The organism is Sphingobium sp., assembly GCF_003248505.1.
In the GTDB taxonomy this organism is placed as follows: Bacteria; Pseudomonadota; Alphaproteobacteria; order Sphingomonadales; family Sphingomonadaceae; genus Sphingobium.
In genome coordinates, this window is record NZ_QFOA01000011.1 from 1 (window position 1) to 16,359 (window position 16,359).

A 16,359-nucleotide genomic window follows, 5' to 3' on the forward strand; every position below is an offset into this window, starting at 1 on the left:
CAGGACCGGCGCCGCGCATAGTATTAGCGTATGATCCGGCGATCAGGCGCCTTTGGCTATCGATATCTCGACCGCGAACTGGCCCTCGTGGCGGGCGAAGCGGAGCGCGCCGTCATGGATGCCCGCAACGGCAGACACCAGCGACAGGCCAAGGCCCGCGCCCGCGATGCCGCGCGCCGGGTCGAGCCGTCCGAAGCGGCGCAAGGCATCCGCCTCCCGCTCCGAAGGAATACCGGGGCCGCAATCCGACACCCCTACGCGCCAGGTGTCCTGCGCATCTTCAAGGTAGAGCGTCATCGCACCCTCCCCATATTTGAGCGCATTGTCGATCAGGTTGGACAGCGCCTGCCCCAACAGTTCGCGATGCGCAGGGACGATGGCGGGACCGGTGGCCGATATGCGCAGGGCACGCCCCTGTTCCTCGCACAACGGCTCGTATAGCTCGCCGATGTCCGCGAGCAGGAGCGCGAGGTCGGTGGGTGTCAGATGCTCCCGACCGATGCCCGCTTCCATCCGGCTGACTTCGAGCGCCGTCGCGAGCATGGCAAGCAGCGCGTCGGCTTCGCGGCTGATGCCGTCGACAGCGTCGCGCAGCGCTGCCGGGTCCTCGGTCAACATGGCGCGGTCGATGCGGGCGCGCAGGCGCGTGAGCGGCGAGCGCAGGTCGTGCGCAATGCTGTCCGTCACGGTGCGCAACTCCGCGAGCAGCCCGACGATCCGGTCGAGCATGTCGTTGATCGTGCGCCCGAGCATATCGAAGCTGTCGCCCGATCCATCGAGCGCGACCCGATGGTCGATACGCCCCGCGCCAACCTGTGCCGCGGTTTCGGCAATGTGGACGATGCGGCGGTCGATGATATGCACCACCAGCCACGCCGCGACGGCCGCGAGCGGCAATGCGGTCAGGAGCGCCGTCAGCAGCGCGCCGCCAATGGTCGAGCGAATCTGATCGCTGTCGTCGGTGCTTTCGCCGACCAGCAGGCGCCCCCCGTCGAATGTGGGCGCGGCAGAAATGATGAAGGGGCCGGGCTGTCGATCGCCCACCCGATACAGCTTCGCGCGAATGCCACTGGTACGCACCGGAATATTGGGCGGCCAGCCCGCCAGATTGCCTGCCGCGATGCGCCCGTCCGCCGTAAGGAGGAGAATGACGGCGTCCGTTTCGTTGCGCGCCTGTTCGGCCACCGCGCTGGTCAGCGCCTTTGCGCCTTCGTCACGCCCGATGGCCAGCAGCGCGTCGCGCATGTCGATGGCGGTCGCGCTGTCCGCTTCATCCAGGTTGCTGCGCACCAGTTGCGTGACGGACAGCAGCAAAGCCGCGCCGAAGACGATCTCCAGCAGCAGGATGAGCCCGATGAACCGGGCATGGGACGAGCGCAGCCAGCGCGTCAGGGCAAGGGGCATTCGTCAGCCGAGCCGGTAGCCCGCGCCACGCACCGTCAGGATGAGGGGCGTGTCGCCTTCGCCGTCCACCTTGCGGCGCAGGCGGCTGATATGTACATCGATCACATTTGTACCGGGATCGAAATGATAGTCCCACACGCCTTCCAGCAGCATGGTCCGCGTCACCACCTGCCCCGAATGGCGCAGGAGATATTCGAGCAGGCGGAATTCGCGCGGTTGAAGGTCGATGACGCGATCCCCGCGTCGGACTTCCCGCTTGAGCAAATCCATGGACAGCGTCCCGCAGCTCAGCGTCGTTTCCACCGTGGTGCCCGCGCCGCGCCGCCGCATCAGCAGTTCAAGCCGGGCCAGCAGTTCGGCGAACGCGAAAGGCTTCACCATATAATCGTCCGACCCGGCGGTAAGACCGGTGACGCGGTCGTCCACCGACCCCAGCGCCGACAGGAACAGAACGGGCGTTTCGATCCCCGCCGCGCGCAACGCGCCCAGCACCGCCAGCCCGTCCATGCCGGGGATCATCCGGTCCAGCACGATGGCGTCGTAGCTGCCGTCCGTCCCCATGAAGAGGCCGTCCCGACCGTTTTCGGCATGGTCTACGACATGACCATGTTCGACCAGCCCCTTGACGATGAACTCCGCTGTCGTGCGGTCATCCTCGACCAGCAGGATCTTTCGTCCCATCCCCCTTGCGCTCCTGTCCTGCGGCAATGTGCCGGTTTCGTCCTTCGACGGATTTCCTGCATTGCCAAATTCGCGCTTCATAGGGAATGGGTCCATGATGGAGTTGGAGAATTCCGCCGCAAGGCAGTCCGCTCTGGATGAGCCTTTGGGCTTCGGTGAGGCCGGAAACGGGACGGGAAGCAACCGCATCGAGCATGTCGCCGACCTTGATCCCGCTTCGGTCGGCGGGACCGCGACTGCGCAGGCTCGTCACCACCACGCGCCGCCCGTAATATTCCCCGAGCGTAAGTCCCATGGCATCGCTGACGACCACCGCCGTCGCGGGCGAGCGGGGATAACGCATGGCAAGAGCGAGCGGGATCGCCGCCAGCAGCATGGCCGCTGCAAAGAAATATCGGGGTTTCCATGCCATGGATCGATTTTCTAGAGAATAAGGCGTGTCATCGGTCTGACAGGGACATGACATAAAGTTCATGCGAGGGTCAGAGCGCCGACCGGGCACCCGTGGCACATCGCCCCTGTTCGAAAGACAGTTCCATGGGGAGTAACGCGGATGCGTCGCAAGACGGGCAAGAGGATGATGATGACAATCGCTTTTGCGATCGCCCTGCTGCTCGGCACGTTCTTGTGGCTCGGATATATCGGGGGCACTGTCTTCACGCCGATGCTCCCGGATCATTACCGGCCCCGCCCCGAAGGCTCCGTTGCCATTCTCTGGTCCGGCGACATGGGTTTCCATACCGGGATGGGGCCGAAGATCGCCAATCGTCTGGTAAAGGACGGCATTCCGGTCGTAGGCATGAATTCACTCGCCTATTTCAACGTCAAGCGCACGCCGGAGGAAACCGAAGCGTTGCTGGAGCGCTCGATCGAAGAGGCGCGCAGGATCGATCCTAAAGCGCGACTGGTCCTCATCGGGCAATCCTATGGCGCCGATATGCTTCAGGTCGCGCTGGCGCGGTTGCCGGCGCGGGAGCGTGGAGCGGTCGGACAGATCGTCCTGATCGTACCGGGTGTGACGGTTGCATTCCGGGCGTCGCCAACGGAAATCTTCACCTTTGCGCTGCACGAGGATTCTGCCCTGCCGACTGCGCGCACGCTGGGCTGGGCGCCCACGCTGTGCATCGGCGGGCGTGACGAAACATCGAGTTTGTGCCCGCTGCTGCACCAGCGTGGCGTTCGCACCGTCCTCCTCCCCGGCGGCCATCCGCTGCGCCGGGACGACGAGGCGGTTTATGGGGTTTTGCGCCGGGTCATGGCATTGCCCGGCGTTGCGGGAGGGAAGTGACATGAACGGAAAGTGGTTCGCGGCGCTGGCCGCATTGGTGTCGGTGCTGCCCGTCGCGGCGCAGGCAGAGCCTTCGCTGGGGGGCGAATGGATCAATCCGCGCGGTACGGTCATCGTGGCGACGGCGCCCTGTCAGGGTGGCCTTTGCGGCTGGGTCCGCTGGGCCAATGGCGAAGCGCAGTCGGATGCTCAGGAAGCCGGGGTGGCGCACCTCGTCGGCACCGAATTGTTGCAGGATTACAAGTCGGACGGGCGCGGCGGATGGAGCGGCCGCGTCTACGTACCCGACATCGGGCGCAGTTTTTCCTCGACCATCCGACCGGTCGATCCGACGCACGTCAAGATTTCCGGATGCCTGATCGGTTCGTGGATGTGCCGCAGCCAGATCTGGTCGCGACCGAAGGCGGACTGATCGCATGGCGATTTCACTGAGCAAATTGGCGGCGCGGCTTTCGTCCCGGCAACGCACGGCGCTTTCGGTCGCGATGGTGCTGGTGCTGGCGGCGCTCGGCCTCGTCGCGCTCACTCACATGCTGCGTGAGGTGCGGCTGAGCGATGTGCGGCATGCATGGCACGCCATGCCGACCCGCGCCCTGCTGGCCGCTGCGGCGCTTACCGCTGTCAGCTATGTGACCCTCACCCTTTACGATGTCATGGCACTGCGGACCATCGGGCGACCGCTGCCCTACCGAACGGCGGCGCTGGCGTCCTTCACCAGCTATACGCTCAGCCACAATTTGGGGCTTGCGCTGCTGACCGGCGGTTCGGCCCGGTTTCGCATCTACAATGCGGCGGGGCTCAGCGCCGGAGAAATTGCGCGCGTCGTCATGGTCGCGAGCGCAACATTCTGGGGCGGCATCCTCGTCCTGGCCAGCGCCATGCTGGCGGTGCGCCCCGAAGTGGCGACCGACATCCTGCCGCTGTCCGCAGATATGTTGCGTGTCGCAGGCATGGCGGTGTTACTGCTGGTAGTGGGATTGTTGGCGTGGGCGGGCCGCAAAGGGCGACAACTATCCCTGCGGGGCATGAAGATGCCGGTGCCGCCCGCGCCCGTCATCCTTGCACAGATCGGGATCAGTACAGTCGATCTGCTGGCTGCGAGCGCCGCGCTGTTCGTGTTGGTGCCGGGGGCGGCCCTTGGCACATGGCCGGTGTTCTTCATCGGCTATACGTTGGCGATCATAGCCGTGCTGGTGACCCATGTGCCCGGCGGCGTCGGCGTGTTCGAGGCGGTGATGCTGGCGGCGCTGCCCGATACCAGCCAGCCGGAGCTTTTGGCGGCGCTGCTCGCCTATCGCCTGATTTACTACATCGCGCCGCTGCTCATCGCGATCGCCCTCATCCTGATTCAGGAAGGTTGGCGGCGGCGCGAACCTATCGCCCGCACCATCGACGGCGTGCGGTCGGTCGTGTCCAGCCTTGCCCCCGCTATGTCCGCCGCGTTGGTCTTCTTCGGGGGATGCGTGCTGCTCGTGTCGGGATCGCTGCCGACCGTCCCGGGCCGGGCCAACCTGCTGTCGGATTTCGTACCGTTGCCCGTGACGGAGATTTCGCATCTGGCGGGAAGCTTGGTCGGGGCAGCCCTCCTGGTGCTTTCGGCAGGGCTTTACCGCCGCCTCGACGGCGCGTTCTGGCTCACGCGGCTGCTGCTTCTGGCCGGGGCGCTTTTTTCCCTGCTCAAAGGCCTCGATTACGAGGAAGCGTCCATCATGATCCTGATCGCGTCCGCGCTGCAATGGACGCGGGCGGCCTTTTACCGGCGAACGCATTTCCTTGCCGAAGCGTTCACGCCCGGCTGGCTGGCGACGGTCGGGGTCGTGCTGGCGCTGTCGATCTGGATCGGGTTCTTCGCCTACAAACATGTCGAATATCAGGACGACCTGTGGTGGCAGTTCGCCGTCAGGGGAGACGCATCCCGCTTCCTGCGTGCGAGCCTTGGCGTCGCCGTGCTGCTGGGCGTCATCGCCTTCTGGCACCTTTTCCGCCCCGCCCGGCCCTATCGCGGCGTCACGAGCGACGGGGCCGCCGTTCCCCCGCAAGCCATCGCGATGGCGCGCCGGGCCGACGTCAATCTGGCGCTGGTCGGCGACAAGCGTTTCCTCGTCGCCGAGAGCGGCCGCGCTTTCCTTATGTACCAGGTTCGCGGACACAGCTGGATCGTCATGGGCGATCCAGTCGGAGACGAAAGCGAATGGGCCGATCTGCTATGGACGCTGCGGGAGCGGGTCGACGCCGCGCAAGGCCGCCTGCTCCTATACCAGATCAGCGTGGATGCACTGCCCCTCGCGATCGAGTTGGGTTTGCAGGTGACCAAATATGGCGAGGAAGCGCAGGTCGATCTGGCGCAGTTCACGCTGGATGGCCCCGCCGCTAAGTCCCTACGACACGCCGAACGGCGCGCGACCCGCGAAGGCGCGACGTTCGACATCGTCCCTGCGTCGGAAACGGGTGGCGTAATGGCGGAGCTGGCGCAGGTGTCCGGGCAATGGATGACCAGCAAACGCCAGCGGGAAAAGGGTTTCAGCGTCGGGCGCTTCGACCCGGCCTATATCGCCCTGTTCGATTGCGCGGTCATCCGGCAGGAGGGGCGCATCATCGCCTTTGCCAACATCTGGACAACGCACGACCGCAGCGAATTGTCGGTCGACCTTATGCGCCACGCCGATGAAATGCCATACGGAACGATGGATTTCCTGTTCATCCGCCTGATGCAATGGGGCAAGGAACAGGGCTATGCCCGCTTCAATCTGGGCATGGCTCCGCTGGCGGGGCTGGAAGCGCGGCGGCTGGCGTCGATCTGGTCGAGACTGGGCGCACTCATCTACCAACATGGCAACGCCTTTTACGGATTCGAAGGCTTGCGCGCCTATAAGGAGAAGTTCGCGCCGGAGTGGGTTGGACGCTATGTTGCAGGACCGCAGGGCCTCGCCTTCGCGCGCACGTTGATGGACCTTCAATCGCTGATCGGCGGACCGCAGCGGGAATAGCCGGGTCGGCGGGAACGATATCGTCCCGCTTAAGGCCCGGGCGGTTCTTTCATGTAAAGATAGTCGGCATCGAACTGCCCCCGCTCGGTCAGGCGAGGCAGGTCGAGGATTTCGACCACCGAGGACCGGAAAACGCAAAGCCCGTCCTCACGAAGCTGGCGCATCACGCGGTTGACGTGGACGCTGGTCATGCCGCAGATTTCCGCCAGATCGACCTGCGTGATGCCGAGCGGAAAACGCCTGCCGTCGCTCAGCCCCGCCGATACGAGGCGCGCGTTCATTTCGCATAGAAAATGGGCGACGCGCCCCACGGCGTCGAGCCGCCCCAGCCGAAAAAGCCAGGCGCGGTGAACCGCGGCATCGAGCAGCGTCGAAAACCATAGCTTGCGCGTAAGGCCGGGGTCTTCGATCAGAATAGCGTCGAGATTGCGATGGGGAACGATTGCGACCTTCGCCGCCGTCATCGTGGCGATGTCATGGTCCAAGGTACGCAGCGGATAAGCGTGCAAGTCGACGAAATCGCCCGCCACATGGACCGCGACAAGCTGTCGAAAACCGTTTCGATCGTCGATATAGCGAGACAGGATGCCTTCGATCAGCAAGGTGCTCTGGTGCAGCGTATCGCCCGCGCGCACGATGGTGGTGCGCGGGCCGAAAGTGCGGACTTCCCCGATCGCGCTTTCCAGTCGGGCGCGCTCTTCCGCGCTTAATGTCGCACCGCGTTTGTCTCGAAGAAAATGTTCCGTGTAAATGTGTCGCCCCCGTGGCTTGCGTTGCCGTGCCCTCCCAAACGCGCAAGTCGGGGCGACGTTGCATGACGGCATTCGACGTATGGCGAAACCATTTCGGATGTGGGGTTCAATGCAGCAGTCGATGCAGTTCCGCCACAAGCTGAGTTCCCATGTCGGGCTTAAGAATGAAGGAGGCGGTCGGATGCGCATCCTTCATCTGGTGCGCATCGGCGCCCGAACACAGGACATAGGGAATGGCGTAGTTGTCCAGATCGCCCGCGAGCAGGTCTACATCGCTTCCCCGCAAATGAACGTCGAGAACCGCGCCGGTAGGCATCCGCTCGGCAACCGCCTCGACCCCTTCCGCCAACGTGGCATAGGGCCCATCCACTTCGTAGGACGCCTGTTCGAGCATGTCGGTCATCAGGGCGGCGATGGCGGGATCGTCCTCGACCAGCAGGATGCGATGCGTATCCTTCATCACGCCAGCCCGAAATGCGCGCGATAACGATCGAAGCAGCGTGCGCCGCAGTTGAGGCGGATCAGCGCGCCTTCGGCCATCGCAGTCGCACGGCGAGGGTCTTCGGCCACCAAGGGTCGGATGGCAGCGTCGTTCCAATCCTGGCTGTGCTTGATATCCAGCACAGCGTGGAGATCGAAATAGCGGCGCTGTGCATTGCTGAGGCCGATTCGACACAAGGCCTTCGCCGTGCAGGCAGATCGATCCGGCGCGGTAAGTTCGATCACGCCGAGCGCACCGATACTATGCCAAGCGTAGCGTCGCGCCGACGCCATCGCCGTCATCGCATTTGCCAGCGCCAGACTTTCCCACACCGTCTTTTCCGTACGAGTGTCCAATTCGAGGATCTCCACCAACTGTCCGAGCATCGGACCATGCATGCCCTTGGCATTGCCTCGGCCCATTTCGTCCCAATAGTTGCGAGCGAGTTCCAGTTTTGCGCCGTCCGGTAGTTTGACCTGCGTCATCGCGACGAGGTCGTCGAATCCGGCTTCGCCTGCTGCCTCCTGCGACAGGAACCAGCGAATCTGATCGCGGTTGGCCTCCTCCGCCAGCCACGGAAAAAGCCGATCGTGCTGGCCGGGGCCGTTTTGCTTGAGTGCCTCGAACCAGGCAATGAACCCGTCCGGATCGGTAGGCGCTTGGGCTGCGGCATGCCGAACGCCCGCCCGAAGTTCCTCGACGAACGCATTTTCCAGATGAAGCATGGCGCGATCGTCATCGAACCGACCGGCGGTAAAGTCTTCGGGGAAACCGGGTGCGAGCCGCTTGCGGTTCCAACGGGTCAGGCTTTCCTGAAATCCCTGCTGGAGAAATTGCGATTGTTCGATCTTGAGTTGCGTCGCCACAGACATGGGCCTCCTGTTATGCCTCTCTCAATCCCGGGAGGCAGGAAGCCGTTCCATCAAATCATCCTAACAAGGATCAGCTTTAGTTATGCGACGCTCCAGGACCGGCGATCATTCGCCTACCCCTGCGCATGGCCGAAGTCCGATGTCTGGTGCGAACGCTTGTTGCGGCCACCGCGACGGATTGCCGCCTGGACGCGCGCGATGAGTTCGGTCCTGCGATAAGGTTTTCCGAGCACGTCCAGCGCTTCGGGTTGAGGGCCTTGCAGGGCCATCTCATCGTTGTAGCCGGTGGTGAGCAACACCGGCACCTCAGGTGCGATGCGGCGGATATCCTGCGCCAGCGCAAGCCCATTGCGGGTTCCCGGCATCAACACATCAGAAAAGACCAGCGCGACGCCGCCCCCCGCCATCAGTTCCTGAAACACCGCCAAGCCCTGCTCATAATCGTGGGCCAGACGCACATGATAGCCCGCTTCGGTAAGGGTCGTTTCGGCAAGTTCCGCGATAACGACCTCATCCTCCACCACCAACACGGTCTTGGGGCTTTCGCGGTCCACTTCTTCGGGTCGGAACCCGTCCTTGTCGGGTTCGAGCGCAAGAGTACGGTCATCGTCCACCGGGATGGGGAAGAAAAACTGCACCGACGTGCCCTCCCCTTCGTTGCTGTCGATACGCAACGCACCCCGCGACTGGAGCGCGAAACCGTGCGCCGTCGCGAGACCGAGACCGGTTCCTGCACCCTTCGCCTTCGTGGTGAAGAACGGTTCCACCGCACGCTGAAGCGTCTGCGGCGGCATACCAACGCCGTCGTCCTCGACCTTCATCACGATATATTCGCCATCGGGCAGACCGGGTACGGCATTGGCCGCGCCCACCACTTCCTGGCCGGTCGATATGGTGATCGCCCCACCGGTCGAAACGGCGTCCCGGGCATTCACCACCACGTTGATGAGGGCCATTTCCAGATGTTGGGGGTCCGCCTCGATCTCCGGCAGGCGGCGGCGCAGATTGAGTTGAAGCTGTGCGCGCGATCCCACGGTCGAATCGAGCAGTTCGGCGATGGAATTGATGAGGCCCGACAAATCGACTCGCCGGGGCTCGAGACGGCTGCGCCGCGCGAAGGACAGCAGCTGCGCCGTCAACTTCGTTCCACGTTCCGCCGCCTGGGTGGCGGCCAGATGATAGCGTTTGAACGACTTCTCATCCTCACGCCGCAACGTCATCATGTCGAGGCTGCCGCTCAGCACCTGAAGCAGATTGTTGAAGTCGTGGGCCAGCCCCGCAGTCAGCTGCCCTATCGATTCCATCTTTTGCGACTGGAACCGTGTCGCCTCTGCTTCCTTGCGTGCGGTGACGTCAAGTTGGCTGGCGAAGAAATAGAGCAGGCCGCCATCTTCGCCATAGACCGGGCCGATGAAGACAGCATTCCAGAAAGGCTGACCGTTCTTTTTATAATTCAGGATTTCCAGGCTGATCGCGCGATGCGCCGCGACGCTTTCGCGCAATTGCGCCACGGTCTCGCGATCGGTCTGCGCCCCTTGCAGGAAGCGGCAATTGTGGCCGATGATCTCTTCCAGATCGTAGCCGGTCAAATCGAGAAACGCGTTGTTGGCAAAGACGATTGGATTGTCGTCCCTGTTCGGGTCCGTCAGGATCATCGGCATGCGAGTCATTTCGAGCGCGGCGAAAAACACACTGCCGCGGTCGTCGAGCGAAGGATCGGTGATCCGGCTCTGCTTCCAATGATGCTGGCCGCCACGCGTTCCCAGAATGTCGTCGCTGGGCGAATCCATCTCTCCGCCGGAAGGGATGCCTGTAGCTTCGTTACCGTCAGTCATCAGTCCATTCCGTCCGCCATGGCGCCGTCCTGCCCCGTGCCGCCCCCCTGAGTGGGCGCAATCGGCGCGGCAAAGATCACGCGAAGGCCAGGCTGATTGTCATCGTCCTCGATCGTTCCCGACAGCCTTTTGACCATGGCATTCAGCATACGCGATCCAAATCCCCGGCGATTGCCGTTCCGCCCCTTGCCGCGGTCCGCCACGATGAGCCGAAAGCGCGCCCGGTGCTGTTCCAGAACGACCGAAATCGGTCCGGGTGCCCCATCATAGGCGTATTTCTGCGCATTGATGACAAGTTCGACGAGGATCAATCCCACATTCACCGCATTATCCGCAGGGATCATCACGGGTGCGAGGTCCGTGGTCAGCAGGTCGGACCATTCCGGCCCCATAGACAGACGCAGATCGTCCAGCAACTCGTCGAGATAGCGGGACAGGTTGATGCTTTCGACATTGTCGTCGGCGTAAAGGCGACGATGGACCAGCGCGACGGCGCTCAGACGCCGCTGGGCTTCCTCCAGGCTGGTCTTGACGCCCGGGTCGCCGGCATCGCGCGTCTGGAGAGCCAGAAAGGCGATTACCAACTGGATGCTGTTCTGGACACGATGATTGACCTCCTTGATGAGGGTGTCCTTCTGCTCCAGCAGCCGGTCCTTGTCCGCCGCCGCTACCGTGAGGCTTTCGGCCAGATCGCGGATGCGACGGTTCTGGCGGATGTCGTAGAGCTTGGCGATCAACCTGTGCGCACCCTCCACCTCCGCAGCGGACCATGGGCGCGCCTGGCTGCGCACGATCTCCGTCCAGGCAGCGAAGGACGCACGCGGCGTCAGCGCTTCGCCGGGAGCGGCCTGCGTCGCTTTGTGCGGATTGCCCGCCCATTCGACCACCTGCTGCGCTTCGGCGCGAAACCACATGAGCACAGTCGGGATGCGCGTCGACAATGTGATCGACAGCAGCCCGCTGGCCCGCCCCGCATAAGCAGCGGCGGCCGGGAAAACCTTGGGCAGTTCAGCCGTATGATAGGGCGCAGGCCCGCACCCCCTGGCCCAGTCGGCAATTTCCCGCACGTCATACTCGTCGGGGCACAGTTCCGTCAGGAAAATCTTGGCACCATGCACGACCGCAAAGGCGTCGGCGTCGAACATCTTGCGTAGGCTGTCTGACGATTCGGCCAGCAGATGGAACAAGCCCTTGTCCCCGCCCATGCGACCGTAGAGCGCGTCCTCTTCGGCGTGGACGCGGATGCGGTCGCGGTAACGTTCGGCCTCCTCCTTCGCCGCTACCTGACGCGCGAGACCACTGGCCAGCAATTGCGCCGCGCGACGCTGCGTCATGCCGAGCGAGCGCGGCGTCTGGTTGTGACAGGCGACCAATCCCCACAGCAGCCCGTCGCGCACGATCGACACCGATGCCGAAGCGCCGACCCCCATATTCTTGAGATACTGGATATGGATCGGCGAAACGCTGCGTAGTTCGACGTCGGAGAGGTCGACGGTACGCAGCGCAGCAGGTTCAATCGGCTGAGGATCGTAATGCACGTCGGCGATGACGCGGACCCGGTTGCGCACATAGAGCGCGCGAGCTTGCTGCGGGATGTCAGACGCCGGGAAATGATGGTTGCGAAAGCTGTCGCCGCCTCCACGCGCCGTTTCCGCGACGACCACACCGGAATCGTCGTCGAGGAAGCGATAGATCATCACCCGGTCATAACCGGTCAGCACGCTGAACGCGTCGGCGGCGCGCTGGCACAATTCGGTAAGACCAGCCGTCTTTTCGAACTGCAATCCGATTTCGTCCATCCAGCCAAGGACATCGAGGGCGGGCTGCGAACCGTCGGAGCGTTCATATTGTACCAACCAGTAGTCGCCCGATCGTGCTGCCACGATGTCGCACGCCAGCCGCGCGTCGTAGCCCAGTTGCACCCGCTGCGCGCGGGCATGGGCCAGCGCATCGACAACAGCTTCGCCCGCCAGATCGGCGAGCGGCTGGCCTTCCTGCCACGCTCGCCCGAGGAAGGCGGGAACATCCCCCGCCGCCCCGGCGACGGTCAAATCGACGGCGTTCACGATCAGCATGCATCCGCCGGGCTGTATCGCGCCCGACAGATGAATAGGTTCGCGATCGCATTCCGTAATATCCAAAACCACGCTCCAAGTCCGGCGTGGCGGCTCGACCGATCAAACGGCTCACGCCAAGGCAGCTTAGCTTTTCCCGCAGATGAAGAAAAGCCGGTGCTTGCCGTGGCTTAGCTTGATGGAGATCAAGAAACGGGATTATTTGGGCTTGGCTGCCTCTGTCACGGCAAGAACACGAAGGACGTTGCCGGACCATATCTTGGCAATGTCGGCCTCGCTGTAGCCCGCCTTCAAAAGGGCGTCCGTGATCTTCAGTATTGCAGCGACATCTTCAAGCCCCACGACACCGCCGCCGCCGTCCCAATCCAGCCCGATGCCCACGTGATCGGGACCGACGACCTTCAGCGCGTGAAGCATATGCGCCATGAAATCGTCGAATGTCGCGCGGTCGGTTTCAGGATAGAGGCGGTCGATCTCCCGCCGCTTTGCCAACAATTCGGCTCGCTTTTCCGCCGACAGCTTGGCGTCCTCTCGCATCTGGGAATAGAGTTCGGTCAGCGCTTTTTGCCGCTGGGGATTGGGCTTGGAAGCTTTCAGATACCCGCCATAGGCGTTCATCTGGATGACGCCACCCTTGGCGGCCAGTGCCTTCAGATGATCGTCGTCGATGTTGCGCGGATGATCGTAGATGGCCTTGCAGCCCGAATGGGTCAGCAGGATCGGCGTGGTCGAAAGCGCCAGCAGGTCGTCCAGCACCTGATCGCTGCTATGCGACGCATCGGGCACGATGCCGAGCCGGTTCATTTCCTTCAACAGTTCCTTGCCGAGCGGCGACAGTCCGCCGTAGCGCGGCTTGTTCGACGGGTCGGTCGAGCTGTCGGCGAACTGGTTGTGCGCGAAATGGGCAAAGCCCGCGACCCGCAAACCCATGTCGTAGAATGTCTTGAGCAGCGAGACGTCCTCGCCCAGAGGATAGGCATTTTCCATCGATATGTAGACGACACGCTTGCCCGCCGCCGCAATGGGCGCGGCATCGCTTGCCTTCGTCGCCAGCGCGAAGTTGGCGGGATCGGCGGCAACCATCGACCGGATAGACATGCCGCGCAGCAGCGCGAAATCGCGTGCCTTGCGGAACCCTTCCACGGTCAGCGGTCCCTGCGAAGTGTAGATCGCCCAGAAACCGCCATCCAGCCCCCCCTTCTTCATGCGGGGCAGGTCGACCTGCGTGAAGTCGGTGTGGACGCCATGCTCCTCCTCGATCGACCAGCCGGGGAAGTCGAGCGAGGCAGGCGTGTCGAGATGGCTGTCGAGAGTGAGCAACCTCTGGTGCAACTGGTACACCTTCTTCGACACTTCCTGCGCACCCGTCGCAACCGGCAGCAGCGCGACCAGCGCCGCCGCGGTCATCATCGCCCTTCGCATCAGATTTCCCCCGTGATCGTGAACTGGAACGTCCGCGGCGAGAGCGGCCTGAACAGCCCGTCCCCCGTCACCGACGAAGAAATATAGGAAAGCGTGTCCTTGTCGAAGAGATTGTCGACGTTGAAGCGCGCCTTGACGCTCTTGACCGGTCCGAAGCTCCAGCCGTCGCCAATGTCGACATAGGCGCTGAACACGGTGAAGCCCGGCACGCTGGACCCCGCCGCATTGGTAAAGGTAGACCAGCGTTTGGACGTATATTTGCCGGAGATATTGGCCACCAGCCAGCTTGCCGGCTCGACGGTGACGCCGCCGCTCACGATCCACTTCGCGCTGTCGGGAATGTATTTGCCGCCGATCAGGATGGGTGTGGACGCCGGGATGTCATCCTTGAACTTGGCATTGTTGTAGGTGACGTTGAGATTGCCATAGGCAATGCCATCGAGGAAGGACGGCTTGTAGGTTCCGGCAAATTCGACGCCATAAGCCCGCACGCGCCCGACATTCTGGAAGAATGTCTCGGTCGCCGCCCCGCCGCTGCCCGGCAGGATGGTCGTGATCGACTGGATGCGGTTCTTGAACTTGGTGTAAAAGCCCGCGAGCGAGGCGTAAATCTGGCCCTGGTTGGTGCGCACGCCGATTTCCATGTTGGTGGAGCGTTCCGCATCCGGTTGCGGCACCAGCCCGCCGCCCGGACGGATCACCGAATAGATGTCGTCCATCCCCTTGGGCAAAGCCATATTTTCGGCGTAGGATGCGAAGACCTGCGTTCTTCCGTCGATCTTGTAGAGCAAGCCCGCCATCGGCAGGAAGAAATCGCGATAGGTGGCGTTGTTCGAACTGATGCCATAGCCCGGCACGAAGCGAGTGCCTGCGGTCCGGTAATAGTCGTCGAAATCGCGATAGCCACGATAGGCGTAATCGAGCAGCAGCCCCTTGAACCCGAAATCGAGCACGAGCCGCTCGTCCGCGAGCTTCAGCGTATCGCGGACGAAAGTCTGCAACGTATCCCGCTTCGACCGGTAGTCGCGGCGCAGGTAGACGAGTTCGGCGAGATTGGGGGCGCTGTCGGGCGCGCCGTCGATGGTATTGTAGCGCGCCTGCGTGCGGTGATATTTGTCGACCTCGGCCCACAGGCCAGCTTCTATGCTGTTGACGCCCATGTCCCAATGCAACTTCGTCGTGATGCCGTAGCGATCGCCGCCTACGCCGGAACGACCATATTCGATGCCCTTGGGGCGGGTGACCGGAAGACCGACAGCAACCTGTCCGTTGTAGCGGCTAAGCGAGTTGGCATAGGTGTCGGGCGAAACGCCATATCCGTCCTTGTCTTCCCAATAGAGCGTCGATTCCGCCCAAACCCCTTCGGCGATACCCGCATGGAACGTCGCGCCGTAGAGCTTGTCCTTCCGCACGTTGATGGCGAGATTGTAGACCTGCGCGTAGTTGGGGTTGGAATAAGGGACACCCGCAGCGGTCGGGGCGAAGCCCGGCGTCGTGTTGGGGACATTTTCGATATAGGCGAAGTCACGTCCGCATGCGCCGACCAAGCTGCGCACGGTGCAGTTATATTGCGCGCGGGTGATGGTGGGCGAGTCGTAATCGAAGAAATCGTTCGACACGAATTTGAAGCGTGCCCAGCTGTCGCCGCCCAGGTCGGCGTGGACCTGCGCTTCCCAATGTTCGCGGTCGACCGAGCCGGGCCCGCGCCACAGGTCGCTGTTGAGCTTGGTGCGACTGACATAGGCGCGGAACGGCCCCACCTGCCCGGTGCTGGCGCGGATGAAGGTACGCTTCATGTTGAAGTCGCCGAAGCTCTGCGAGACGAAGAGGCCCATGTCCTCCTGCGGCGCGATGCTGTTATACTGCACCACCGGCCCGAGCGTCGAATAGCTGGGAAGCGACACGTCGCCCGCGCCGATCGCGGCTTCCACCACGCCCAGATTTTCGTTGTCCACGTAACGGAAGACCGGGCTGCCGCCGAAGGCGTCGCTGCGTCCGGTCGGAATGCCGTCCACCACGAACCCGATCTGGTCGAGGTTGAACGCGCGCGTCTGGACGCTGTTGCCGAATTCGTAGAGGCCGAGTGCGCCGTCGGTCTGGACGTTGAAGCCGGGAAGCTGTTCCAGCATCTTGAGGCCCGAGATACCCGATGGCGCGGACAGCAACGCTTCTCGCGTGACGGCGACGACATTGCTCACCTTGTCCTCACCGATCGCTTCGGACGATTGCGATATGCGGCGACCGGTCACGGTGATGATCTGGTCTTCGTCGCTCTCCACAGGTTCCTGCGCGACGGCAGGAGAAAGCGCACCCAAGGCGCTGGCGACGAACAGCGCAGCGCGGGAGGAACGGCGAACGAGCGGATGGATCATAAGCGAAAAAGGCCCCCTTGTCTTCACAACGAGCCTTCCAGCGGCGCACCGCGCCTGCATCCCCTGCCACAACAGCATCAGCCGCCTCGCCCTGACTCGGGCGGCTTGTCAGTTGTGTTGTGAAACGAGAGTGGGGGCGCGATCCGCCATCGACCACCGAGATTTTCTCAATGCGACAGCGCGCCCGCTC

The 16,359-nt window shown here is 63.1% G+C and carries 13 protein-coding genes; 3 read left to right on the forward strand and 10 right to left on the reverse strand.

The window, feature by feature from the left end:
- Positions 1 to 42 precede the first annotated feature (42 nt).
- The 3 genes from DI606_RS06510 to DI606_RS06520 are packed head-to-tail and all read right to left on the reverse strand — an operon-like array spanning position 43 to position 2,497.
- Positions 43 to 1,404, reverse strand: coding sequence for a HAMP domain-containing sensor histidine kinase (locus DI606_RS06510; protein WP_293980745.1), 1,362 nt, complete (start codon positions 1,402 to 1,404; stop codon positions 43 to 45).
- A 3-nt stretch (positions 1,405 to 1,407) separates the two neighbouring features.
- The gene (locus DI606_RS06515) at positions 1,408 to 2,085 is read right to left on the reverse strand and encodes a response regulator transcription factor (RefSeq protein ID WP_293980747.1); all 678 of its coding nucleotides are present in this window, start codon (positions 2,083 to 2,085) and stop codon (positions 1,408 to 1,410) included.
- The gene (locus tag DI606_RS06520) at positions 2,054 to 2,497 is read right to left on the reverse strand and encodes a PDZ domain-containing protein (protein WP_293980748.1); all 444 of its coding nucleotides are present in this window, start codon (positions 2,495 to 2,497) and stop codon (positions 2,054 to 2,056) included. The genes DI606_RS06515 and DI606_RS06520 overlap by 32 nt, the downstream gene beginning before the upstream one ends.
- Before the next feature lie 171 nt (positions 2,498 to 2,668).
- On the opposite strand from DI606_RS06520, the gene DI606_RS06525 reads away from it, so the two are divergent.
- The 3 genes from DI606_RS06525 to mprF are packed head-to-tail and all read left to right on the forward strand — an operon-like array spanning position 2,669 to position 6,360.
- Positions 2,669 to 3,373: an AcvB/VirJ family lysyl-phosphatidylglycerol hydrolase gene (locus tag DI606_RS06525; protein ID WP_293980749.1), complete on the forward strand. Its 705-nt coding sequence runs from the start codon at positions 2,669 to 2,671 to the stop codon at positions 3,371 to 3,373.
- A gap of 1 nt (position 3,374) precedes the next feature.
- Positions 3,375 to 3,785: a DUF2147 domain-containing protein gene (locus DI606_RS06530; protein WP_293980751.1), complete on the forward strand. Its 411-nt coding sequence runs from the start codon at positions 3,375 to 3,377 to the stop codon at positions 3,783 to 3,785.
- 4 nt (positions 3,786 to 3,789) lie between these two features.
- Complete coding sequence (gene mprF, locus DI606_RS06535) at positions 3,790 to 6,360, forward strand: bifunctional lysylphosphatidylglycerol flippase/synthetase MprF (protein WP_293980752.1); 2,571 nt, start codon at positions 3,790 to 3,792, stop codon at positions 6,358 to 6,360.
- A 29-nt stretch (positions 6,361 to 6,389) separates the two neighbouring features.
- Here the strand turns inward: mprF and DI606_RS06540 are convergent, their stop codons facing one another.
- The 7 genes from DI606_RS06540 to DI606_RS06570 form a co-directional block, all read right to left on the reverse strand.
- Positions 6,390 to 7,112: a Crp/Fnr family transcriptional regulator gene (locus DI606_RS06540; protein ID WP_293980844.1), complete on the reverse strand. Its 723-nt coding sequence runs from the start codon at positions 7,110 to 7,112 to the stop codon at positions 6,390 to 6,392.
- 106 nt (positions 7,113 to 7,218) lie between these two features.
- A complete protein-coding gene (locus DI606_RS06545) occupies positions 7,219 to 7,572 on the reverse strand; it encodes a hypothetical protein (protein WP_293980753.1) in 354 nt (117 codons plus the stop codon).
- The gene (locus DI606_RS06550) at positions 7,572 to 8,465 is read right to left on the reverse strand and encodes an iron-containing redox enzyme family protein (RefSeq protein ID WP_293980755.1); all 894 of its coding nucleotides are present in this window, start codon (positions 8,463 to 8,465) and stop codon (positions 7,572 to 7,574) included. Before DI606_RS06550 ends, DI606_RS06545 begins: the two co-directional genes overlap by 1 nt.
- Positions 8,466 to 8,578: 113 nt before the next feature.
- A complete protein-coding gene (locus tag DI606_RS06555) occupies positions 8,579 to 10,300 on the reverse strand; it encodes a PAS domain-containing protein (protein ID WP_293980756.1) in 1,722 nt (573 codons plus the stop codon).
- A complete protein-coding gene (locus DI606_RS06560) occupies positions 10,300 to 12,447 on the reverse strand; it encodes a histidine kinase dimerization/phosphoacceptor domain -containing protein (RefSeq protein ID WP_293980758.1) in 2,148 nt (715 codons plus the stop codon). Before DI606_RS06560 ends, DI606_RS06555 begins: the two co-directional genes overlap by 1 nt.
- A 126-nt stretch (positions 12,448 to 12,573) precedes the next feature.
- The gene (locus DI606_RS06565; protein WP_293980760.1) at positions 12,574 to 13,797 is read right to left on the reverse strand and encodes a dipeptidase; all 1,224 of its coding nucleotides are present in this window, start codon (positions 13,795 to 13,797) and stop codon (positions 12,574 to 12,576) included.
- On the reverse strand, positions 13,797 to 16,169 hold the full coding sequence (locus DI606_RS06570) for a TonB-dependent receptor (RefSeq protein ID WP_293980762.1): 2,373 nt from the start codon (positions 16,167 to 16,169) through the stop codon (positions 13,797 to 13,799). Before DI606_RS06570 ends, DI606_RS06565 begins: the two co-directional genes overlap by 1 nt.
- Positions 16,170 to 16,359 lie beyond the last annotated feature (190 nt).

Excerpts from the sequence above, each read along its gene's own strand:
- DI606_RS06565 (WP_293980760.1), bottom strand. The coding sequence starts at position 13,797 with ATGCGAAGGGCGATGATGACCGCGGCGGCGCTGGTCGCGCTGCTGCCG.
- DI606_RS06525 (WP_293980749.1), top strand. The coding sequence starts at position 2,669 with ATGACAATCGCTTTTGCGATCGCCCTGCTGCTCGGCACGTTCTTGTGG.
- DI606_RS06545 (WP_293980753.1), bottom strand. The coding sequence starts at position 7,572 with ATGAAGGATACGCATCGCATCCTGCTGGTCGAGGACGATCCCGCCATC.
- DI606_RS06555 (WP_293980756.1), bottom strand. The coding sequence starts at position 10,300 with ATGACTGACGGTAACGAAGCTACAGGCATCCCTTCCGGCGGAGAGATG.
- mprF (WP_293980752.1), top strand. The coding sequence starts at position 3,790 with ATGGCGATTTCACTGAGCAAATTGGCGGCGCGGCTTTCGTCCCGGCAA.
- DI606_RS06570 (WP_293980762.1), bottom strand. The coding sequence starts at position 16,169 with ATGATCCATCCGCTCGTTCGCCGTTCCTCCCGCGCTGCGCTGTTCGTC.
- DI606_RS06530 (WP_293980751.1), top strand. The coding sequence starts at position 3,375 with ATGAACGGAAAGTGGTTCGCGGCGCTGGCCGCATTGGTGTCGGTGCTG.
- DI606_RS06515 (WP_293980747.1), bottom strand. The coding sequence starts at position 2,085 with ATGGGACGAAAGATCCTGCTGGTCGAGGATGACCGCACGACAGCGGAG.
- DI606_RS06510 (WP_293980745.1), bottom strand. The coding sequence starts at position 1,404 with ATGCCCCTTGCCCTGACGCGCTGGCTGCGCTCGTCCCATGCCCGGTTC.
- DI606_RS06550 (WP_293980755.1), bottom strand. The coding sequence starts at position 8,465 with ATGTCTGTGGCGACGCAACTCAAGATCGAACAATCGCAATTTCTCCAG.
- DI606_RS06520 (WP_293980748.1), bottom strand. The coding sequence starts at position 2,497 with ATGGCATGGAAACCCCGATATTTCTTTGCAGCGGCCATGCTGCTGGCG.